Annotated in this window: 17 protein-coding genes, 4 tRNA genes and 1 pseudogene; 10 read left to right on the top strand and 12 right to left on the bottom strand. The window is 70.7% G+C overall.

The window, feature by feature from the left end; translation table 11 throughout:
* Positions 1-5 precede the first annotated feature (5 nt).
* Positions 6-377: a helix-turn-helix transcriptional regulator gene (locus EDD90_RS29185; protein ID WP_260328148.1), complete on the bottom strand. Its 372-nt coding sequence runs from the start codon at positions 375-377 to the stop codon at positions 6-8.
* Between the two features lie 201 nt (positions 378-578).
* Here EDD90_RS29185 and EDD90_RS29180 point away from each other — a divergent pair, with 201 nt between their 5' ends.
* Positions 579-1,697: a PP2C family protein-serine/threonine phosphatase gene (locus EDD90_RS29180; RefSeq protein ID WP_123975920.1), complete on the top strand. Its 1,119-nt coding sequence runs from the start codon at positions 579-581 to the stop codon at positions 1,695-1,697.
* A gap of 226 nt (positions 1,698-1,923) precedes the next feature.
* The gene (locus EDD90_RS29175) at positions 1,924-3,183 is read left to right on the top strand and encodes an Ig-like domain-containing protein (RefSeq protein ID WP_123975919.1); all 1,260 of its coding nucleotides are present in this window, start codon (positions 1,924-1,926) and stop codon (positions 3,181-3,183) included.
* 408 nt (positions 3,184-3,591) lie between these two features.
* Here EDD90_RS29175 and EDD90_RS29170 read toward each other — a convergent pair whose 3' ends face one another.
* Positions 3,592-4,911, bottom strand: a complete 1,320-nt coding sequence (locus tag EDD90_RS29170; protein ID WP_185149634.1) for a serine/threonine-protein kinase — start codon at positions 4,909-4,911, stop codon at positions 3,592-3,594.
* A 225-nt stretch (positions 4,912-5,136) separates the two neighbouring features.
* Here EDD90_RS29170 and EDD90_RS29165 point away from each other — a divergent pair.
* Both EDD90_RS29165 and EDD90_RS29160 read left to right on the top strand, forming a co-directional pair.
* Positions 5,137-5,601 (top strand): annotated as a pseudogene (locus EDD90_RS29165) (site-specific integrase); the annotation flags it as partial.
* 95 nt (positions 5,602-5,696) lie between these two features.
* A complete protein-coding gene (locus EDD90_RS29160; RefSeq protein WP_123975917.1) occupies positions 5,697-6,179 on the top strand; it encodes a DUF5994 family protein in 483 nt (160 codons plus the stop codon).
* A 27-nt stretch (positions 6,180-6,206) separates the two neighbouring features.
* Here the strand turns inward: EDD90_RS29160 and EDD90_RS29155 are convergent, their stop codons facing one another.
* From EDD90_RS29155 to EDD90_RS29120, 8 genes are all read right to left on the bottom strand, one after another.
* The gene (locus EDD90_RS29155) at positions 6,207-7,400 is read right to left on the bottom strand and encodes a PP2C family protein-serine/threonine phosphatase (RefSeq protein ID WP_123981772.1); all 1,194 of its coding nucleotides are present in this window, start codon (positions 7,398-7,400) and stop codon (positions 6,207-6,209) included.
* Between the two features lie 77 nt (positions 7,401-7,477).
* Positions 7,478-7,978, bottom strand: coding sequence for a DUF5994 family protein (locus tag EDD90_RS29150; protein ID WP_260328147.1), 501 nt, complete (start codon positions 7,976-7,978; stop codon positions 7,478-7,480).
* 103 nt (positions 7,979-8,081) lie between these two features.
* Positions 8,082-9,086: an STAS domain-containing protein gene (locus EDD90_RS29145; protein WP_123975916.1), complete on the bottom strand. Its 1,005-nt coding sequence runs from the start codon at positions 9,084-9,086 to the stop codon at positions 8,082-8,084.
* A 473-nt stretch (positions 9,087-9,559) separates the two neighbouring features.
* A tRNA-Lys gene (locus EDD90_RS29140) sits at positions 9,560-9,632 on the bottom strand.
* A gap of 130 nt (positions 9,633-9,762) precedes the next feature.
* On the bottom strand, positions 9,763-11,292 hold the full coding sequence (locus EDD90_RS29135; RefSeq protein WP_123975915.1) for an amino acid permease: 1,530 nt from the start codon (positions 11,290-11,292) through the stop codon (positions 9,763-9,765).
* 175 nt (positions 11,293-11,467) lie between these two features.
* Positions 11,468-13,591 carry a VCBS repeat-containing protein gene (locus EDD90_RS29130; protein WP_123975914.1) on the bottom strand — a complete coding sequence of 708 codons (2,124 nt, stop codon included), beginning with the start codon at positions 13,589-13,591 and terminating at the stop codon, positions 11,468-11,470.
* Between the two features lie 188 nt (positions 13,592-13,779).
* The gene (locus EDD90_RS29125) at positions 13,780-15,972 is read right to left on the bottom strand and encodes a DEAD/DEAH box helicase (protein WP_123975913.1); all 2,193 of its coding nucleotides are present in this window, start codon (positions 15,970-15,972) and stop codon (positions 13,780-13,782) included.
* A gap of 492 nt (positions 15,973-16,464) precedes the next feature.
* Positions 16,465-16,989 (bottom strand): hypothetical protein, encoded by a 525-nt coding sequence (locus tag EDD90_RS29120; RefSeq protein ID WP_123975912.1) that lies wholly within the window; start codon positions 16,987-16,989, stop codon positions 16,465-16,467.
* Between the two features lie 185 nt (positions 16,990-17,174).
* Here EDD90_RS29120 and EDD90_RS29115 point away from each other — a divergent pair, with 185 nt between their 5' ends.
* Positions 17,175-17,765 (top strand): hypothetical protein, encoded by a 591-nt coding sequence (locus tag EDD90_RS29115; protein WP_123975911.1) that lies wholly within the window; start codon positions 17,175-17,177, stop codon positions 17,763-17,765.
* A gap of 21 nt (positions 17,766-17,786) precedes the next feature.
* Here the strand turns inward: EDD90_RS29115 and EDD90_RS29110 are convergent, their stop codons facing one another.
* Positions 17,787-18,710: a PD40 domain-containing protein gene (locus tag EDD90_RS29110; protein WP_123975910.1), complete on the bottom strand. Its 924-nt coding sequence runs from the start codon at positions 18,708-18,710 to the stop codon at positions 17,787-17,789.
* A 251-nt stretch (positions 18,711-18,961) separates the two neighbouring features.
* Here EDD90_RS29110 and EDD90_RS29105 point away from each other — a divergent pair, with 251 nt between their 5' ends.
* The 5 genes from EDD90_RS29105 (at position 18,962) to EDD90_RS29085 (ending at position 21,313) form a co-directional block, all read left to right on the top strand.
* Positions 18,962-19,303: a metallopeptidase family protein gene (locus EDD90_RS29105; RefSeq protein ID WP_365339764.1), complete on the top strand. Its 342-nt coding sequence runs from the start codon at positions 18,962-18,964 to the stop codon at positions 19,301-19,303.
* A 55-nt stretch (positions 19,304-19,358) separates the two neighbouring features.
* Complete coding sequence (locus EDD90_RS29100; RefSeq protein WP_123975908.1) at positions 19,359-20,828, top strand: metallophosphoesterase; 1,470 nt, start codon at positions 19,359-19,361, stop codon at positions 20,826-20,828.
* Between the two features lie 202 nt (positions 20,829-21,030).
* Positions 21,031-21,103, top strand: a tRNA-Glu gene (locus EDD90_RS29095).
* A 37-nt stretch (positions 21,104-21,140) separates the two neighbouring features.
* Positions 21,141-21,215 (top strand) — tRNA-Asp (locus EDD90_RS29090).
* 24 nt (positions 21,216-21,239) lie between these two features.
* A tRNA-Phe gene (locus EDD90_RS29085) sits at positions 21,240-21,313 on the top strand.
* A gap of 38 nt (positions 21,314-21,351) precedes the next feature.
* Here the strand turns inward: EDD90_RS29085 and EDD90_RS29080 are convergent.
* Positions 21,352-21,834, bottom strand: coding sequence for a PH domain-containing protein (locus EDD90_RS29080; RefSeq protein ID WP_185149257.1), 483 nt, complete (start codon positions 21,832-21,834; stop codon positions 21,352-21,354).
* Between the last annotated feature and the right edge of the window lies 1 nt (position 21,835).

Below are 21,835 nucleotides of genomic sequence, written 5' to 3'. Positions count from 1 at the left end.
CGGTGTCAGCGGATGTGGTGGCCGGTCGGCTGGACTTCCTTGTCACGCGCCGACTCTCGTAGCCGCCAGGCACCGGGGGGTTCGCCGTGGTGGCGACGGAAGGCGGCTGCGAACGCGTACGGCGAGCTGTAGCCGACGTTCCTGGCGATGCTCGCCATGCCGGGTTCGCCCATGCGCAGGTGGTCGCGTGCGAGCGCCATGCGCCAGTCGGTCAGGTACTGCATGGGCGTCTGGCCGAGTGCCTCGTGGAAGGTGCGTGCGAAGGCGGCTCGGGACAGGCCGCTGATCGCCGCGAGTTCGGGGACGGGCCACCCCGCGACCTCCTTCGGCGAGACGGGCGGGATCGCGAGTGCCGATCCCGCCCTGCAGGTCCGCATCGCTCATCCCGACGGCCTGCGCCAGTTGCGGGGGCCGAAACCTACATCTGAGGTGGGCGGACACCCACCCCTACCGACGGCACGTGACGCGGTCGCGCGATCGCAGGAGGGCGTGCTCGGGGACGCTCGGGAATGGGAGGGACGTCGCCGTGTGTTGGCGGGGCAGGGGGACGAGCACCGGAGCACGACGTGAGCGCTGCGATGATCACGACATCCTTGGTCGAGACCCTGCGAGGATGGCGCCGTTCCGCGCCTGCGGCCCGCTGGCTGGCCGGGCCGATCCTGGTGATCGTCGCGATCCCGGTGGCCGACGGGTTCCTGCCGCCGGACATCCATCTCGCCCACCTCCTTGTCGTCGCCGTGGCCGTCACCGCGGTCGGCACCGGGCCGCTCAGCACCGCGCTGATCGGGGCGCTGGCGGTTCTCGCACTGGTCCTCGCCGGCCTGGAGCGACGGACGCTGGCCACCGAGAGTGTCCTCGTCGAGCTAGCCGCCCTCGTCACCGTCTGTGCCTTCCTCGTCCTCTTCACTCACCTGCGGGACCGGCGCGAACGGGAGCTCGTCAGGGTGCGCTCGGTATCGGACGCGGCCCAGCGCGTCGTACTGCGGCCGTTGCCGAAGCGGGCCGGACCCGTCACTCTCGCCTCGCACTACCGCAGCGCCGAAGTGGACGCGACCATCGGCGGCGACCTGTACGCGGCCGCCCGGATCCCCGGCTCCACGCGGCTGCTCATCGGGGACGTCCGGGGCAAGGGGCTGCCCTCGATCAGCGACACGGCGATCGTGCTGGGCGCCTTCCGCGCCGCCGCACACCGTCGGATCCCGCTGCCGGAGCTGGTCGCCTATATCGAGGACGCCGTCCGCTGGGGACTCGCGGAGTTCTCGGAGCCTGCGGAGGACGCCGCCGAGCGCTTCGTGACCGCCGCCGTCATGGACATCCCGGACGACGAGCCCGTGGTGCATCTGATCAGCTGCGGGCACCCGCCACCCCTCCTGCTGGGCCGCACCAGGACGACGCTGGCGCTGACGGTCCCCGAACCGGCACCGCCACTCGGCCTGGGGGACACGGACGGTGCCGACGGGTACTACGTACCGGCGACCTTCCCGTTCGAACACGGCGACAGGTTGTTCCTGTACACCGACGGCGTCAGCGAGGCCCGCAACGCGGACGGCGACTTCTACCCGCTCGCGGAACGCGCAGGGGCCTGGGCGGACAAGGAACCCGGTCCGCTCGTCGAGCGGCTCGCCGCGGACGTCCGGGCGTACGCGGGCAGCCGGCTGAACGACGACATGGCGATGATCGTCGTCCAGCGCGACTGAGCCCTGGTTGCCGCGCCGTGGCTGCCACCCTCGTCGCGGCCTTCCTGTGGTGGCGGCCCCGGTGGGCCGCCGCCCCGGGCTCTGCGCCAACCCGGTGAACGCCTGCCCGGACCCGCCCCGGACCATATGACCGGACCGTATGAGACGTATCAGCCTGGCAACAGCCGCAACCGCACGCCCCGGGCGCGCGCTCCTACCACGCGACATCCGAGATGGGGAGACTCGCTTGATCACGCGACAGACGGCGGGCGCCGCGATAGGCACCGCCCCCGCAGGCGGCACCAGCGGCCGCAGCCGACGCTCGACGAAGGGGCTGCTGGCGCTCGCGCTCGGCGCCGTCCTGCTCGGAGCCACAGCCTGCGGCGGCAGCGCCGGAGCACAGCCCAACGACAGTAAGCACGCATCGGGTTCCGCTACCGGGTCGCAGGCAGGGGTGAGCATCCTGCCGAAGAACGGAGCGACCGGCGTCGACACCACGGGCGCGCTGAAGGTCTCCGCCGCCAAGGGCAAGCTGACCAAGGTGACGATGGCCTCCGCGGACGGCGCCACGGTCGACGGGGCCATATCCGCCGACGGAAGCAGCTGGATACCGTCCGCCGCCCTGCACACCGGCACCCGCTACACGGTGGCGGCCACCGCGACGGACACCGCCGGCCACAGCACCGTCCAGCGGTCCTCCTTCACCACGTTGAAGCCCTCCGCGGTGAACTACGGCGTCTTCAACGTCGACCCGGGCGCGACGTACGGCGTGGGCATGGAGGTGTCGCTGAACTTCAACAAGCCGGTCGCCGATCAGGCCGCCGTGCGCAAGGCGATCACCGTGACTGCCAGCCCCCAGGTGGACGTACAGGGCCACTGGTTCAGCAACCAGCGCCTGGACTTCCGCCCCGAGAACTACTGGGCCCCAGGCACCAAGGTGACGCTGCACCTGCGGCTGAACGGCGTGAAGACTGCGCCGGGCGTGTACGGGCAGCAGTCCAAGGACGTCTCCTTCACCATCGGCCGCTCGCAGACCTCGGTGGCCGACAACACCGCTCACACCTTGAAGATCTACCGCAACGGATCGCTGTACAAGACGCTGCCCGCCAGCCTCGGCGACCCGCAGCACACCACGTACAACGGCAAAATGGTGATCATGGAGAAGGACCCGGTGGTGGACATGGACTCCCGCACCGTCGGTCTCGGTAACTCCTACCACATCAAGGACGTCCCGCACGGCATGCGGCTGTCCACCTCCGGCACGTTCGTGCACGGCAACTACTGGCGGCCGGTGTCGGTCTTCGGCAGTGAGAACACCAGCCACGGCTGCGTGGGCCTGCACGACGTCAAGGGCGGCGGCGCCCCGTCCACCCCGGCGGCCTGGTTCTACGCCAACTCCCTCATCGGAGACGTGGTCCAGGTCGTCAACTCGCCCGACAAGACCATCGCCCCGGACAACGGCTGGAACGGCTGGAACATGCCCTGGTCCCAGTGGACGGCCAACTGACCCTCCTGTACGGATGTTCGCGGCCCTGGTACGCCTGTGCGCGCCGGGGCCGCTGTCGTGCGTCAGCGTGTTGCCGGTACGGCCGCGCCCGCGACGAACGGAGCGATGAGCGGGATCCGGGCCGCGGCCCGAGGCCGCTCCCGCCCGGCCACGTCACGCGTCTTCAGGTGGCACCGGGCGCCAACTGATCACCCTCGGGGCAGCTCACGCTGTTGCGGGAGCACCGGTGACCGAGGGCTGGCCGATGGGGACGTGCCAGCCGGCGGGGAACTTCCGAGGCATCATTGCGGTGCCGACCCCCGTGCGTGCAGCAGGTCGGCCATGACCTTCCTCTCCGGCTGCTGGGCGTCGACCATGCCCTGGGCCGGCTTCTGTTCCTGAGCCACTGTGCACTGCTGCGTGCTGCGGTCAGTGCTTGCCCTTGTTCCCGCGCTTGTCGGCCTTCTCGGGGCCCGGACCGCTGTCGGCCGCCGTCTCCTGGTCGGCTGGTTGCGCCGGGGAAGAGGCCAGCGGCGGCGTGGGCGAGGAAGGGGCGCCGTACGGCATCGAGGTGGTGGGTGGCGTGGCGGGGCTCGTGCTCGTGGACGGCTCGGTCTGCGGATTCTGTGCCGAGCCCGTGCCGGGCGAGAACCAGGCCAGGCCGACGAGCAGCGCCACGGTGAAGAGAGTGGCGCCGCCCAACACTGCCACCAGTGGGGAACGGCGGTGGAACGGCAGACGTGAGCGGCGGGGCGCGGCTCGGTGCACGCTCGTCTTCCACTCGGCGTCCGCCGCCGGGACGAAGGCACCCTGCGCGGGGGCGCTGGGCACCGACGTGCCCGGCATCCAGGTTGGGGGAGCACCCGGACCCGGGCCGGTCATGGACGGCCCGCCCGGGGGCCTGTGGTCCCGGCGTTCCTGCGGCAGGGGCTCCGGCGCCCCGCGCCAGGCTCCGCGCCCGAACCAGTCGGCCGCCTCCTCGGCCGTGGGCCGGTGGCCGGGTTCCTTGGCCAGCAGAGCGAGCAGATAGCTCTCGAAGGCGGTCGGGAGGCCGGCGGCGATCTGCCGGGGCGGCACGGGGGAGGCATCGAGGTGCTGATGAAGCACCGCGACGGCAGTGTCGGCCTGGAACGGCGGTCGCCCGGTGAGGAGTTGGTAGAGCACGCAGCCGAGGGAGTACATGTCGGAGGCCGGGCCGGCGGTGCGGCCCAGGGCCCGCTCGGGCGCGAGGTAGAGGCCGGTGCCGACGATCTGCCCGGTGGCGGTGAGCGCGGCACCGGGGTCGTCGAGGAAGCGGGCGATGCCGAAGTCGCCGATCTTCAGGGTGCCGTCCGCGTCCAGCAGGAGGTTGGCGGGCTTGATGTCCCGGTGGACGATGCCCTCCCGGTGCGCGGCTGCGAGCCCGGCCGCGGCCTGCTCGGCGATACGGGCCACCCGCTCGGCCGGCAGCGGACCGGAGGCGGCGAGCACCCGGGCGAGGCTGTCCCCGTCGACCAGCTCCATCACCAGGAACAGGCGGCCCTCGTCCTCGCCGAAGTCGAGGACGCCGACCACGTGCGGATGGCTGAGGCGGCCTGCGGTCTGCGCCTCCAGGCGAAAGCGGGAGGCGGCGGTGGGGTCGGAATCCTGGGGAAGCAGGAGTTTTACGGCCACCGGCCGGCCGAGCGTCTCGTCGAAAGCCCTCCAGACCTCCCCCATCGCTCCCCGCCCGATGGCGTCCCGCAGCCGGTACCGGCCCGCTATCAGCACCTGTGTCTCTTCCTCGAACCCGAACGCGTCGTGATCGCCGCAGGCCATGGATCACCGCGCCGACGCGGATGACAGTGGAGGGTGCCGCAGCGGCCCCAGCGTACCCGGCCTGCAACGACCGCCTTCCGGACCGATGCGGCCTCAGCGCCCGGCGGTTGCGGAGAGGCTCACCGCAGAACGAGGAGATGTGCAGGGTTCGAAGATGATCTGTGACCGCCTCATGGTGTGGACGGCCGGGACCCCTACGAGTCCGAGCCGAAGACGGACGGCAGCGCGAACACGATCGCGCTCGACGGCATGACCGTCGCCGAACTGCGCCGTCACAAAGCCCGCCAGGAGAAGGAGCGCGCGGACTGGGGCGACGCCTGGCAGGACACCGGCAAGGTCTTCACCAAGGAGGACGGCTCCTGGCTCCACCCCGAGACGGTCTCCGAGACCTTCCGACGCATCCTCGCCACGACCGACCTGCCGCCCATCACCCTGCGGGACCTGCGCCACGTCGCCGCAACGCTCACGCACGGAGGCGGCGGCGACATCCACGCCCTGAAGGAGACCCTCCGGCACTCCACCATCACGCTGACCTCGGACACGTACACGAGCCTGCTCCCTGAGCTGGACCGCAAGATCGCCGAGAAGGCGGCAAAGCTGATCCCCCGCTCCCGTCCGGCAACCGATGAGTCGACCGCCTGATCGAATACGCCGCGGGTCTCATGCAGTACCCGGAGTAACGTGGACAAGGCGAGACGGATTCGCTGCTCGCACGGATCCCGGACGGGTGGTCCCCCATGACCGGCTCCGACAGATCCCCTGGTTCCAGGCATCTGCCGAGTGGTGTACACCATGCCGTTCGGCCGGGAAGTGCACTGCTCCGGCTGAAGACGACGGCATCGCGCGACGGCATCCTCGACGGGGCGTGGTGGCCAAGATCGCGCGACATCGGTGCCGAGCTGTCCGCGCTTCTGAGCGCCCTCACCGAACACCTGGGGCCTCTGACCCGCGTCGGGCTGGATGCCACGGCCTGGGAGGGGCTCCCGACACGGATCGTCGTCGGCGACCACGTAGTTCACGTGGACTCCTTCCCGGTGGGTGACGACACCGTCCTGATCACCCGGGGCGACCGGGACCTCTTCTCGCTGCTGGTGGTCCCGCCGGACACGCCACCCGAGGCCGCCCGCGCGGCGATGGCACAGGCCGTCCTGGCTGGCAACGCCAGCGAGGGGGAGCAGATCCTCATCGACTCGGGAAGCGGTGCGAGGCAGTCCGGCTGACCTCCGTCGTCGTGGCCGGTGACGCGGTCAGCCGCGCCACTCCACCAGGAGCAGCGTCGCGTCGTCCGTCGTCTGTCCGCCCCGCGCCCGCATGAGGGTATGCGACAGGCTGCGCGCCACCGCCCGGACCCCGCGGCCGGTTCTCTCCAGCCGGTTCACCGAGTCGATCAGCTGGTCTTCCCCGAACTGCTCCTCACCCACCGCGTGCTCCTCGATCAGTCCGTCCGTGAAGCAGAGGACGCGGTCTCCGCGCTCCAGTTCCAGCTCGCTGACCTCCGGCTCCGCGCCGCCCAGGCCGACGGGGAGGGTCGTGGGGGCGTCCAGCCGGCGCATGACGCGGTGATCGCGCACGAGTATCGGTGGCGGGTGTCCCGCATTGACCAGGTGCACCTGCCCCGTGGCCGTGTCCAGCCGCATCATCTGCGCGGTGACGAAGTGATCGGGACCGAACTGCTGTGCCACGGCGTCATCCATGGCGGCGTAGATCTCCGACAGGCCGGTACCGAGGCGGCGGGCGTGACGGTAGGCGCCGATGGCCACCGTGGCCATCGTGGCCGCGCCCAGGCCGTGGCCCATCGCGTCGATCATGGCCACGTGGAGGATGTCACCGTTGAGCGCGTAGTCGAAGCTGTCTCCCGCCACGTCGTAGGCGGGTTCCAGGATCCCGGCCACGGCGACCCGCGGCATGATCATGGCCAGGGGCGGCAGCAGGGACCACTGGATCTCGGCGGCGACGCTCATCTCTTCTCCACGGCGGGTGGAGAAGAACAGGTCGGAGTAGCCGTGCTTGGTCACCAGCAGGTCGGCAACCAGGCCGGAGAGCCTGCCCAGCAGCCGTCGGTCGTCGTCGTCGACCCGGTCCAGCGTCACGGCCATGACGCCCACCTGGTCACCGCCGTCCAGCAGCGGCAGGTAGACCCGCACGCCGTCGTCCTCGGGCACCTCGACGCGCTGGGCATCGAGAAAACACCGGCCCGCGGCGGAGTCGTCGATGTCCTGCGGATCCCCGCCCGTGAGGCCCTCACCGCGCAGAGGTACGAGCAGCAGTTGGCCGTAGTCCTGGAGCAGCACCTGCGGACGGCGGCCCCCCAGCCGCTCCACCACGTCGGCGAACAGCGGTCCGACGAGGTGGGGCGGGAGTTCGTGCGCCCGGTCGAGAACCGCCCCCAGAAGCGCTTCCCCGAAGCTCTCGGAGCGGTCCGCGCCCGGTCCGGCCGTCATCCGCTCACCCACCGTGATCCGCATGAACACGCGCGGCAGGGTCGGCCGACGAAAGAACTACCTGTCTCATAACTTCATCATGGGCCGCGTCGGGCCTCGGTGCTCTCCCGGCCGAGGCCGTCCTCGACACGTGCCAAGGTGCGCTGAGCCGACAACGGGCTCCACGGATCGGCGGCCGCGGTCAGCAGGCGATCGGCCGTTCCGGCCGGCTCGTCGGGCGGGATGACCAGCAGCTCCCAGCGCCCCGTGGTGCCGCAGTCCAGGCTGATGGCGTGCTCCTCGGCGGTGGCGTCGCTCAGGACGACCTCGATCACGTGGTCGGGCGCCGACACGGTCAGTGGGGCGTCAGGCCAGGCCGCGGCGCCCACCGTGACGCGGGTGACCGTGCCACGGCCGGGGTCGAGTGAGCCCACCAGCGCGGGCAACTCCAGCTCCAGTGCGTCGCAACGCGGCCTCCAAGCTCCGTCCAGCGGGCCGTGGCCGGCCTCGGGCGTGAGGCTCAGCCGGGCCAGCGGCATCCCGTACGTGTGCGCGTCACCCGTTGGCCGGCCTCCGGTAGGCGGTGTGAGGGAGTCCATCGTGCGATCCCGTCCGGACCGCCTTGGGCTGCCCTCGTCCGTCACTCGCCGGGAACGGCGCTGTGGTGACCGTGCGCCCGACATGCTCTCGGTATCTCCCAAGCTATGCCCGGCCTGGACCGGCGGCCCGAGGCGCGGGCAGCGAAGGTCCGCTCTCCCGGGACAGGGTCAGCACGCAAGGAGTGCCCCGGCCCGGCAGCCCGACCATCTCCCCGTGGTTCCGCCAGCCCCAGGAGTCGTAGAGGGTTTGTCCGGCCCGGTCGGCCGGGTGGAGCAGGGCGACTCCGAGTTCGGCGCGCCCGTCGGCCAGCAGACGCTGTTGCAGACGGCGGCCGATGGCCCGGTGCTGAGGGTGCTGGTGCGCCACGACCTGGGTGAGGAGCAGGAACCGGGCACAGCCGGTGAGCCGCTGGACGCTCTCCTGCAGCCCCCGCTCGGAGCGGCCCGCGGGGCTCACCGGAAATCCGAAGACGCACCCCACCAGCACCGTCGTCTCGGCGACCAGCAAAGCGAAGCCAGGCCGTCGGGCGCTGACGGCAAGCCGCCGCAGGAAGTCGCCCCGCTCCCGGTACACCTTTCCGGTGAAGCCGACGACGGACCCCACGGCCAGGTCGGCGATGTCCTCTCGCATGTCCTCCGCCTGCCGGCGAGTCAGTCTGCGCAGTCGGATCCCGTCCTCGACGACCGGCGCACCGGCGCGGTCGCCGGACGTCTGAGTCCCCGGCGCCGGCGGACCCGCCGCGGACGCGTCCGGCAGATCGCGGAGCAGGGCAGGCGACACAGGATGTGCCGGGGTCGCGAGGAGCAGGGGCGCGGAGCCGGTGACGGCGAGGAGCCGGGTGATCTGCGCGCACGGATGGTGCAGGTACAGGCAGGCGCGTACCCGGCCGGCCCGCCGTGACGCCGTCAGGAAGACGTCCAGGCCCTTGGGGTCGCAGGAGTGGACCGTGGTGAGATCGACGTCTATGGCGGTCATTCCGTCGCGCAGGCACTGCTCCAGCGCGGCCCGCAGCAGGGGCGTCGTGGCCGGCCAGATGTCACCGACGAGCGTGACGAGGGCGCGCTCCCCCCGGTCACGCCGGTGGATGTCCAGGCGCTGCACGGCCATCACCCCGCACTTCGGAAGCGCGGCGCAACGACCGGGGAGGGGTGCGGAGTTGTGGTGATCGCGGCGGGCATGACGCCGACCCGTCTCCGCACCGGCGCTCGGACGGCCCGGGGTTCGTCTCTCGCCGAGGACGACCCGGCAGGACAGCCGGAGTGCGTGATGCCCTCGGTACCTCCACCGTACGCCGTCGGCCGCCTCGACCCGTAGCACCGGACGGGCTCACCCCGGAACGAGCGCACCGCCTGCCGGGCGGCTCATGGAGACATCCGGGGCAGACGGCCCGCTCGTGGGGCACACTGCCGTACCTCACGCCCGCCGGGTATCCGCTGAGGCCGGTCTCACACCAACCCGCCGCAGCTGTACACGCTTCCCGCTCACGCAACGGCCCGAAAACGCAGCAGCGCCCGACCCGACCGAAGTCGGATCAGGCGCTGCACAGCAGGTCAGGGGGCATCTCCCCCGCCCACATCCGGTAGGCCGTGTGGGACTCGAACCCACAACCAATGGATTAAAAGTCCACTGCTCTGCCAATTGAGCTAACGGCCCAGGCGATGTTGCCTCCCCGAGCATAGCCGGACGGAGCCGTGTCTCCGATCGGGTATCGGGGTCGTGGCCGCGTCGTGTGGCAGAAGTGGGACGGATGTGGGACGGATTGGGGCGGATGCAGGCCTGAGGGTCAGAGATCGACCAGGTTGGCGGTGTCCTCGGGGCGGGCCGCCCGGTCCGGGTTGAGGAACCAGTGGCGGGCCGAGACCTGCCACCAGATCGCGGCGAAGCCGAGGACCGCCAGGACGGCGGCCGGGGCGTAGTTGAAGGACTTCCAGGTGACCGGGGAGACCTGCGGGAGCATGAAGAGGACGGTGATGAGTCCCACCCACACCACCGACACCACGCCTATGACGTTCGACCAGCGGCCCAGGTGCCAGGGGCCTCTCTCGAACGCGTCCCCCTTGCGTACCCGGAGCAGTGTCGGGATGACGTAGGCCACGTACAGCCCGATCACCGCGATCGACGTCACGGCGGCGTAGGCCGTGTAGTTGATCAGGTAGGGGAGGCCGAGGGCGAGCGCGGAGAGGGCCGCCAGCCAGACCGCCGCGACGGGGGTGCGGGTGCGCGGGCTGACCGTGTGCCAGATACGGGAGAAGGGGAGCGCGCCGTCGCGGGAGAAGGCGTAGATCATGCGGCTGTTGGCCGTCACCGAGGCCATTCCGCAGAAGAGCTGGGCGCCGATCACGACCAGGAGGAGGAGCTTGCCGGTGGTGGCGCCGAGCGCGTCCAGGAGGATCTGGGCCGGGGGCGCGCCCGTCGGGGACGCGAGCTCCTTGTCGTACGACTGGATCGCGAAGGTGAAGCCGAGGAGCAGGACGAAGCCGGCTATCCACGAGGTCCAGATGGAGCGGACGATGCCCTTCGGGCCCGCCGTCGCCGCGTCGTGGGTCTCCTCGGTCATGTGCGCCGAGGCGTCGTAGCCAGTGAAGGTGTACTGGGCCATCAGGAGGCCCAGGAGGACGACGTACGGGCCGCTGCTCCAGCCCGTCTCGTTCACGAACTTCGTGAAGACGAAGGACGCCGACTGGTGGTGGTCGGGGACGAAGGTCAGCGCGCCGACGATCACCAGGACGCCGAGCACATGCCACCACACGCTGACGCTGTTCAGGATGGCGACTATGCGGACGCCGAAGGTGTTGAGGAGGCCGTGCAGGAGCAGGATCGCCGCGAAGAGCAGGATCGTGCGGCCGGGGGTGACGGTGAGGTCGAACTGCAGGTTCAGGTATGCGCCGAGGAAGGACGCCGCGCCGAAGTCGATGCCCGCCGTCACCGCCACCTGGCCCAGCACGTTGAACCAGCCCGTGAACCACGCCCAGGCCGCGGCCGAGCGGGGCGGAGCCAGCCTGTGGGCCCAGAAGTAGAGGCCCGCGGACGTGGGGTAGGCGGAACAGATCTCGGCCATCGAGAGGCCTACGAAGAGGGTCATCAGGCCGACGGCCACCCAGCCCCAGGTGATCACCGCGGGGCCGCCGGTGATCATGCCGAAGAGGTAGAGGGTGAGGCAGCCGGAGAGGACCGAGATGATCGTGAAGGAGACCGCGTAGTTGGAGAACGCCGACATGCGGCGGGCCAGGACCTGGGTGTAGCCGAGCTGGGCGAGCCGCTCCTCGTCGGAGAGTGCGCCGGAGGGCGACTTGGCTGTCGCGTCTTCTGTCATGCCCCCAGCGATTCCCTCACCGGGGGCGTGACATGCGTCACAGCTTGGCCGAAAACAGGCTGGAACGGCCATGAAACAGACCTCAGAAGCCTGAACAAGCCTTGAGCCTGAGCAGCGCTCAGGAGCCTGAGCAGGCATCAGAAGTCCGAACAGGTCCCAGAAGCCCGAACAGGCCTCAGAAGAGCGCCTTGTAGCCCTGCCAGCCCGTCGCGATCCTCACGCGCGCCGCGAACGATCCCTTGCCCGTGCCCGTCTGCCGGTACAGGTTGCCCGCGGTGTCCCGCATCACCAGGTCGTTCCTGCCGTCCCCGGTGATGTCGCCGACGCCCACGACCGCGTTGTACGAGGCGTTCCAGTGCGCGGCGACCTTCACCCGCTCCTTCAGCCGGCCCGTCCCGGTGCCGTCGTACCGCCACAGCGTCCCGGACTTGTCGACCGCCAGCACGTCCCCGAAACCGTCGCCGTTCAGGTCACCGGCGCCGACGATCTTCGTGTACGCCGCCCAGGTACGGATCCTGACCCCGGCCTTCAGCCTGCCGGTGCCGTCGTCGGCGAACAGGTAGACGTCCCCGGTGGACGCCTTGCGGGCCAGCAGGTCGGTACGGCCGTCGCCGGTGAGGTCGCCGGGAGCGGTGAGGACGTTGTACGCGTTCCAGCCGGTGCCGAGGGAGACATGCTTGTCCGACGGCTTGTACGAGCCGCCGCACTTGCCGGTGTACCGGCGCAGCTCCCCGTTGGGCATCCGCATCAGCATCTCGGCGCACCGGTCGCCGGTCATGTCCCCGAAGGGCACGGCGACCGTGCCCGCCGCCCAGCCGGAGGCCGTCCATGTGCCGCTGAACTTGCCGTTGCCCGTGGTGGAGTGCAGCGTGAGGCCGCCGGAGGAGCTGAGGGTGGCCAGGTCGCCGTAGCTGTACCCGCTCTGATCGTGGAAGCCCTGTGTGCCGCCGGTGTAGCCGAACTTCCCGCTCGTCGTGTAGGTGCCCGAGCCCTCGACGGCGGTGGCGGTCAGCGTCCAGGTCTTCGGACCGTTGAGCGGGTAGCCGCCCTTGTCGTTCGTCCCGTCCCAGCCGATGTCGACCGACGTACCGCTGCCCTTGATGGTGCGGTCGGCGTGCCCGTGGGCGTCCTTCACCGTGAAGGTCCAGTTCGCGGGCTTGCTGAGCTGCCAGACACTGCCCCAGATGGTGTTGCCGGTGTCGCCTTCCCTGGCGTCCTCGTCCCAGTCCGCCACCTCCGACTCGATCCCCGTCAGGGGCTGCGTCGGCACCCCGCTCGGCACGATCCGGATCACGTCGTCCGGACCGACGTACGCGATGTCGCCGCCGAACTTGTCCACCGACCAGGTCAGCCGCCGCTGGTCGGCGGTGCGTCCGGCGGGCAGGTCGGCGATCGCACGGGCCGCGGCCGCCGTCCCGGTGTGGAAGTCCGTCAGCATCAGCCTGCCGGCGGTCCGGTCGTGCTGGACGAGGTAGCCGTCGCCGACCAGCACCGGGCCGGAGGGCACCTTGATGTTCTTCTTCGCCGTACGGTCGTAGACGCCCGCGGCGCCCGTCGAGCCGCAGTTCCAGTAGATCCAGCGGCCGATGACCTGCAGTTCCTTGACCGTGCAGGGCGCCCCGGTGGAGACGGTCGCGACCGTCTTCTTCGTCTTCAGGTCGTATCCGGTGACGACGCCGTTGCCGGCGCCCGGCGTCCACAGCGTCGAACCCCACACGGAGGCCGCGGTGATGGACCGGGTCAGCCTGACGTTCTGGGTCTGGTACGCGGGCACCGCGTCGACGTACTGCTTGCCGGTGGAGGACGCCTGGTAGACGTAGAAGCGGCCGGTGGCGTCGACGAAACGGCCGCCGGTGACGACCGGATCGGGCCCGCCGTCCATCGAGTCCTCGGTCAGGTAGATCTGGGCCGTCTGCTTGCCGGTGCCGTCGTCCATGAAGTCGCCGACGTAGGTGTTGCCGAAGGTACGCATCGGCACACAGCCCCGTGCGCCCTCGTCGCACGGCACCCGTTGGAGATGGCCGCCGACCGCGTCCGTGCCGGCGAATCCCCGGGTCGTCTTCTCCAGCACCGTGGAACCGTCGGCCGAGATCTGCCGGCCGATCACCCACTGGTCATAGCTCGGCGTGTTCTCCACGGTCGTCAGGAAGCCGCCCGCGTAGTCGATGCCCCAGACCCCGTCCGTCGTGATCGGCGTCGGGGTGGTGTCCGCGGCGGCCGTGCCCGCGGTGGTCAGCGAACCGGCGCCGAGGGCGGCCAGTCCGACGAGAGTGAGTGCGATCCGGGCATGCCGGCTCAAGGAACCCCCCAGGAAGTCAAAAAGTCAAAGGATGTTAACAACCGGCACACAGACATCAATAGTGAATTGCCCGTGACCAGAGGGCGGTTGGCGGATCGTCAGCGGGCCGGCGGAGGGTCCCGGGAACGCGGAAGGGCCCGTACGACAGGTCGTCGTACGGGCCCTTCCTGGGTTCAGCTCACTCGGTGTCAGCCGTTGCGCTTCCAGCGCGGCTTGTCGTCGCGGCGGCCGAAGGAGCCGGAGGACGAGCCGCGGTGGTCGTCACGGCGACCGAACGGGCGGTCGTGGCCGCTGTGGCCGCCGCTGCGGAAGCCCGGGCGGTCGTCACGGCGGTCGCGGTTGAACGGACGGTCGCTGCCCCGGTGGCCGGACGGACGGTCGTCGCGGCGGAAGCCGCCACGGTCGTCACGGCGCTCGAAGGAGCGGCCGCCGCGGTCGTCACGGTCGCGGTCGAACGGCTGGCGCTCGTCCCGGCGGAAGCCGCCACGGTCGCCGCCGTCACGGCGGTCGTCACGGCGGTCGTCACGGCGGAAACCGCCAGACGGACGCTCGTCACGACGGTCGAAGGAACGGGCACCACGGTCGTCGCGGCGGTCGTCCCGGCGGAAGCCACCGGACGGACGGTCATCCCGGCGGAAGCCGCCACGGTCGCCGCCGTCACGGCGGTCGTCACGGCGGAAACCGCCAGACGGACGCTCGTCACGACGGTCGAAGGAACGGGCACCACGGTCGTCGCGGCGGTCGTCCCGGCGGAAGCCACCGGACGGACGGTCGTCACGACGGTCACGGCGCTCGTAGTTGCCCCGGTCGTCACGCTGCTGACGCGGACGCTCGTACGAGGAGGGCTCCTGGCGGGCCGGCGCCTCGGCGGCCGGCTGCTCCGCCACCACGGCCTCGGCCTGGGCCGCGGCAGTGGCCTCGGCCACCGCCTCCTCCGGGTCCTCGCCACGCTCGCGGGCGGCCCGGGCGACGAGGCGGTCGGCCTCCTCGCGCAGCTCGGCGGCCCGGCGCTGCGCCCGCTCCAGCTCCTTGGTGAGCTGGGCGACCTCGCGCTCGGCCTGCTGCGCCGCGTTGGCCGCGGACTCGGACTGGACCTCGGTCATCGAACGGGCGCCGGTGATCTCGGCGACCTCGGGCTCGAAGGCCGTACCGGAGTTGATGATGTGACGCCCGGCGTCGACGCCCGCGTCCTCCATCAGCCGGAAGATCTGGCGGCGCTGGTGCGGGAGGGAGAGCGACACGACGGTGCCGGTGCGGCCGGCGCGGGCGGTACGGCCCGCGCGGTGCAGGTAGTCCTTGTGGTCGCCGGCCGGGTCGACGTTCAGGACCAGGTCGATGCCGTCGACGTGGATACCGCGGGCGGCGACGTCGGTGGCGACGAGGACGTTGACGTAACCGTCCTTGAAGTCGGCCAGGGTCCGGGTCCGCGCGCCCTGGGTCATGCCGCCGTGCAGCGCGTCGGCCTTCACGCCGGAGTCGCGCAGCTGCTCGGCGACGCGGTCGGCGCCCAGCTGGGTGCGGACGAAGATGATGGTGCGGCCCTTGCGGGAGGCGATCGCAGCCGTGACCGGCGCCTTGTCCTTGGGCTTCACGATCAGGATGTGGTGGGACATGGTCGTCACGGCACCCTGGGCGGCGTCGACCTCGTGCGAGACCGGGTCGACCAGGTAGCGCTTGACCAGCGTGGAGATCTCGTTCTCCATGGTGGCCGAGAACAGCATCCGCTGGCCGCCGGCCGGGACCTGGTCGAGCAGCTCGGTGACCTCGGGCAGGAAGCCCAGGTCGGACATCTGGTCGGCCTCGTCGAGGACGGCGATCTGGACGTCCTCGAGGGAGCAGGCGCCGCGGTTGATGATGTCGCGGAGACGGCCCGGGGTGGCGACGAGGATGTCGACGCCGCGCTCCAGGGCGTAGATCTGGTTGCCCATCGACGTACCGCCGCAGACGACCTTCATCTTCAGGCCGACGACGTCGCCGTAGGGCTGGAGGGCGTCCGCCACCTGCATCGCCAGCTCACGGGTGGGGGTGAGGATGACGGCGCGCGGGCGCTTCTTCTCGGTACGGCCGCCGGCCAGCGTGGCCAGGGTGGGCAGACCGAAGGAGAGGGTCTTGCCGGAGCCGGTGCGGCCCCTGCCGAGGATGTCCTTGCCTTCCAGGGCGTCCGGGATGGTCGCGGCCTGGATCGGGAAGGGGGTGGTCACACCGTTCTGCGCGAGCTTGCGCACGACGCCCTCGGGGAGACCGAGGTCGGCGAAGGTGATCTGGGGGGTGTTGTCAGTGGTGTCGGTGGTGTCAGCGGCCTCTTCGGAGACCTTGGTCACCAGGTCGTCGTCCTGGGTGTTCTCGGACACGACGAACTGATCAGTACTGGACACGGACATGCGAATGCGAAACCTTCCGGAGTCTCTTCGGCACGCGCCCGTCAACTCCGTGATTCGCTCACGACCGCCTCAATGCGGTCCGCCACGGCAAGGGAGAGTACGCGCCACACGGCGCGCTCTGCGGTGGCGCCGGGCAAATGGGATCAAACGATCTACCACCATACGCACCCACCACCCCCCAAGGCAAACCGAGCCACAGTCTCGCAGCTCACAGCTGGTCTGCCACGGCCTCGGCGACACCCGAACCGACCCGTCGGCGCACCGCCCCACGCGCCGTTCCGGCGCACTGGCTGACGCTCCGACGCGACGCTCGGGCCGACACACGGACCGGACGCGCTGATCTACGCCCTCACCAACACCCAACCCACCCGCCTTCTTCCCGCCCCTCTGCGCCCCACCACTACGCCCCCATGCCCCCACCGCGAAAACTGCTTCCTGGAAATCCTCCCCGCCGCAGCGGCGCTCACCGGCGGTGCCGAGCCCCCGCACCCCCTACGCCGGTGTCCCCGCCGCCGGTGCCGGCTCCCGCTGTACCAGCTGGGTCCCCGAGCCGTCGTGTGCCGAGGAGGACGGCTCGGCGGACGGTGGGTCGGTCGCCGGAGGCGGCGGGGAAGGGGAAGCCGGCGGTGGGGTGGGCGTGACGGCCGGCGGCGTGGGCGTCGCCGGAGCTCCCGTGGGCCCGGCCGGCGCCCCCGGTGCCCCGCTCGTCCCCGGGTTCACGGGCGTGGCAGGCGCCGCGCTGCCGCCCTTCGCCGGCTTCGCGGACGCCGACTCCGGCTCCCCCGGCTTCGGCTTCCCCGGATGCCCGCGCTTGCCGTCGGGCACCTCGCCGCCGTGCCCCGCGTCGCCCCCGCCGGACACCCCGGAGCCCTCGTCGGCCTCGCCGGCGCCCCGGTGTCCCGCGGAGTGCGACGGCTTGGCCTTCCCCGCGTCGTCCCCGACGTTCACACAGCCGGCGGCGGCCGCGACGGCCATCACCGTGACGGCCAGACGGACGGGTACGTACAAGGGGCGCACGGCGGCCACCTCCGGGGGGCGGAGAAAGAAGTCAATCTGCTCAACTCCCGTCGCCCACAAGAGGACACGCCCCCGGACCGGAGGTACCGGCCTTCGGTACGACAAACGCCGGACCTGCGCCCCCGGCTGTCGCGGGCGCGCGGGTGTGTGGTTCACCATGGGGTGTGCGATTCGACTCCGTTCCCATGCCGGCGAGCGTCGAGGCCAGGCCTCGTGACGGCCGCGGCTATCCCGTGCCCGCCATCACCCCGTGGGAGGGCGACGCCCCCCAGTTCGCACTCACCGACTACGAGCGCAGCGCGGAGTGCGCCCGGAACAGGCTCTGTTCCGTCTGCAACACCCTGATGCCCAAGGGTCCGGTGTGGCGGGTGGTCGGCGCCGCCGAGAGCGCCGCGATCCGCGAGGCGCTGGCCGCCGGGCGGCCTTACCGCAACCTGGCACCGACCCTGGAGGCTCCCGGGCACCGCGCGTGCATGCTCTACGCCTCGATGGTCTGCCCGTATCTGGCCCGCCCCAACGCCCGCCGGGGCACCAGCGCGGAAACCCCGGACGACATGACCGCTCATGTCGTCCGGGGTGCTGTACGAGGGAAGCTGGGTGCCGTGGTGGGGTTCGGCGACTACGAGTTCGCCGTCACCAGGTCCCAGGTGCTGTTCCGTTTCCTCGACGTGGTCGAGTTCCTGCCGCACGACACGGCCGACGAGCACCTGGAGGCGCTACGGGCCGAACTCGCCCGCTCCGACGGCCGGCTGGGCGGCGGCGACCGGCCGCAGTAGACCGGCGGCCGCGGTGGAGGGTCAGCGGCGGTAGGCGGGCAGTCCCGTGTGCGAGGAGGCCTTGACGGGGCTGCCGAACCCGTGGGCGGTCTTGGTGACGGTGTACGTGCCGCGCGGGGTCCGGAAGGCGATGGTCTTGCCGTTCGGCGACCAGGTGGGCTCGGTGTAGTCGGTGGTGGCGTGCGGAGTGATGTCCTTGACGGCGTTGGTGCCGGCGGTCAGGTCGTCGACGAAGAGGTGGTCGTGGCCGCCGACCGAGCGGACGAAGACGACCTCCTCCCCGTCGGGGGCGAGCGCGGGCTCGGAGCCCTTGGTCAGCGCACCGCCCTGCTGGCGCAGGTAGTCGTCCCGGATGTAGACCTCGCCGTTGTGGGTGTTCTCGTAGACGGACGTGCCGTAGGACCCGCCGGCGTTCGGCCAGGTGTTGTTCGTCTTCGGGAGCGCACCCGCCTCCGGGTCGTCGCTGTTCAGGCTGATCCTGGCCGGCTTGCCGTGGTTGCTGGTGGCCTTGACGCTCTCCAGCACGGTGCTGCCGTGGATCTTCGCGGCGAAGATGATGTTGTTCTTCGCGGGGATGCCGTTCGTCCGGTCGGCCGCGGCGACCTGCCAGGTCGGGTGGGACCAGGTCTGGTTGCCCGGGTTGGCGGCGGCGGTGACACGGTGGCTGCCGTCGGGGTCGGAGACGACGAGGTTGCCGTGGCCGTCGATGAAGGCGGCCTTGGTGCCGCTCGGGTTCCAGGCCAGGTCGCGGACGACGGTACCGAAGTCGATCGACTTGCCGCCGACGATGACGTGCCGGGTGCCGTCGCTGATGGTCAGCCCATGGGGCACGCTCACGGCGGCCGGAGCGGCCGTGGCGGTGGCGGACACGCCGGCAACAGCCAGCAGCGCGGCGACACCGGTGGCGACGGCGGCTGTGGTGCGACGACGGAGACGTGCGGACATCGGGTTCCCCCCAGGATGAGTGACACTGCGGCAAGTGGTCATCGCGGGAGTAGCCTGCCGTCCTTGGAACTGGTCCGGTCCCCGTCGGCCTGCTGCCGCCCCTTCGCGATGAGAGAAGTCTTCCCACGGGGAGTGACGGAGCTGTGCGCGCGCTGTCACAGACGTGCAATAGGGGCCGGAAGACATCTCGTGCGCGCTTTCGGATACCCCCGCTCCACCCGTTCGTCCCCGACAATGGCCCTGTGCTGGAGATGACACGCGACAGGTTCGAAGAGCTGGTGAGCGAGGCCCTGGACCGGATCCCGCCGGAACTGACGCGGGTCATGGACAACGTGGCCGTGTTCGTCGAGGACGAGCCGCCCGCCGACGATCCGGAACTGCTGGGCCTGTACGAGGGGACACCGCTCACCGAGCGCGGGGAGTGGTACGCCGGGGTCCTACCCGACCGGATCACGATCTACATGGGTCCGACCCTGCGGTACTGCGAGACGCAGGAGGACGTGGTCGACGAGGTCTCCGTGACCGTCGTCCATGAGGTGGCGCACCACTTCGGCATCGAGGACGCCCGGCTCCACGAACTGGGCTGGGGCTGACACCCGCGCCGCGAACCGCCGCATACCAGCCCGCAATGCTGGGCATACGGCACCAATGGCCCGAGCCCGAGCCCATGTCCGCGCCCGCCTACCCGTCCTGGAACTCGCCGCCGAGCAGCACCGGCCGCCCGCCTGGAGCCGCGCCCTGGGCCTGATGGCCGTCGTGCTCGTCGGCGCCTGGCTCGGCCTGCTGATCGTCGGGAACGTCCGCACCCAGGTCGGCCCGATGGACACGACGATGACCCTGCGCCCGTCCCTCACCGGCGGCACGAAGATCAACGTCTCCCCGCTGGGCGCCCTGTCCCTGGACACCCACACCGCGCCCGTCCGCCTCGACGTCAACGTCGACCAGCTCGACCCGGTCCGCTCCCAGGCCCTGGTCGATCATCCCGAGCGCATCTCCGGCCTCCAGGACGAGGTCACCCACGACGTCGAGCACGGCACGCTCACCCTGGCCGTACGCTCCTGCGTGGCCGTCGTCTCCGGCGCCACCGCCCTGGGTCTCGCCGTCTACCGCCGCCCGCGCCGCGCCCTGGCCGCCGGCGGCCTCGCCCTCGCCCTCCTCGCCACGTCCGGCGCGACCGCGTACGCCACCTGGAACCCCAAGTCGGTCCTGGAGCCGAGGTTCTCCGGCCTGCTCTCCTCCGCCCCCGCGCTGGTCGGCAACGCCCGCAGCATCGTCACCGAATTCGACGTCTACCAGAAGGAGTTGGCCCGCCTGGTGACGAACGTGACAAAGCTGTACGACGTCACGTCCACGCTCCCCGCCTACACACCGGACCCGACCACGCTGCGTGTCCTGCACATCTCCGACGTCCACCTCAACCCGGCGAGCTGGAAGATCGTCGCCTCGCTGGTGGAGCAGTACAAGGTGAACGTGATCGTCGACTCCGGCGACACCATGGACCACGGCTCGGCCGCCGAGAACGGCTTCCTGGACCCGATCGCCGACCTGGGCGTGCCGTACGTCTGGGTCCGGGGCAACCACGACTCACTGATCACCCAGCGGTATCTCTCCCGTATGAAGAACGTGCACGTCCTGGACGACGGCCGCGCCGAGACCATCGCCGGGCTGCGCTTCGCCGGCATCGGCGACCCCCAGTTCACCCCCGACCGCTCGACGGTCCCCGGCGGCGACGCGGCCGAGGAGCGGGCCGGAGACCGCCTCGCCACGGCCCTGCGGGAACAACGGGCGGCCGACACCCCGGTGGACGTGGCGATCGCCCACGAGCCGGCGGCGGCCAGGATGACGGACGGCGAGGTACCCATGGTCCTGGCGGGCCATCTCCACCATGAGCAGACGGAGATCCTGCCGCACGGCACCCGCCTCCGCGTGGAGGGCTCCACCGGCGGCAGCGGGCTCCGTGCCGTCGAGGGCAAGTACCCGGACCCCATCGAGGCCTCGATCCTCTACTTCGACCGCGACAGCCGCCGCCTCCAGGCCTGGGACGAGATCAGACTGGGCGGTCTGGGCCAGACGACGGCCGAGGTCAGCCGCCACCTCCCGGACGACAACCGGCACTGAGCCGCCCTCCGTATCTGGTTTGGCTCGCGTCCGGGCCACGTAGTACAGTCTGTTCGTGCCCAAGGGCACCGGTCAGGGCTTGACCGTCCCGAGCTTTTGTCAAAGCGAAGGAGAAGCAGAACCCGTCAGGGGGAAGTGGAGTCACATGCTTCTCACGTCCCCTGGGGGCGCGAAGACGAAGCAGAGCGGTACTGGCTGTTTCGCCCTCATCGTCTAGCGGCCTAGGACGCCGCCCTTTCAAGGCGGTAGCACGGGTTCGAATCCCGTTGGGGGCACGCAAGATCGTGTGCGACACTGTTGCACACAAAGCTTGGTCCTGTGGAGCAGTTTGGAGTGCTCGCCACCCTGTCAAGGTGGAGGCCGCGGGTTCAAATCCCGTCAGGACCGCTGAGGTTTCACGTGAAACCTCGTGGCTGGGTAGCTCAGTTGGTACGAGCGATCGCCTGAAAAGCGATAGGTCGCCGGTTCGACCCCGGCCCCAGCCACAACAGACAGCCCCTCCGGTTCTCCGGAGGGGCTGTTCTCACTCCTCGCCCGGCCCGCCGTGCTTCTTCCACTCCCGGCGCATCAGCTCCAGCTTTTCGTAGAAATCGGGATCCCCGGCGATCGCCCCGGAGGAAAAGGGGATCGGCAGCAGGAACGACGTGCCGTCGGTCCGGGTGACTCCGATCTGGGTGATGCTCCCGTTGCGCCCACGACCCGAGAGCGCGTGGATGCTCTCGATGTCTCTCCAGGCCACGCGTCGGCGCCCGGTCATCCCGCGGGTGCGCAGGCCCTCCCCGTCGATGCGCGTCCAGCCCGTCGGCATCCCCGCCAGTGGCACGAACAGCACGGTCGGTATCAGCCCCAACACGAGCCACAGGCTCACGGCAGAACCGGTCTGGCCGTCGGCCAGGTATCCGGCGGCACGCACGCTCACCGCCCCGGCCCAGACCGCCATCCCCAACGCGGACGCCCACACCGCCAGGCGCTGCCTGCGCGTATACCGAAAGACCGTCTCGTTCATC

Origin of the sequence: Streptomyces sp. Ag109_O5-1, from assembly GCF_003814875.1 — a bacterium.
Classification (GTDB): Bacteria; Actinomycetota; Actinomycetes; order Streptomycetales; family Streptomycetaceae; genus Streptomyces; species Streptomyces sasae.
The sequence above is the reverse complement of the archived record's forward strand: the minus strand, read 5'-3'. Positions and strand labels throughout refer to the sequence as shown.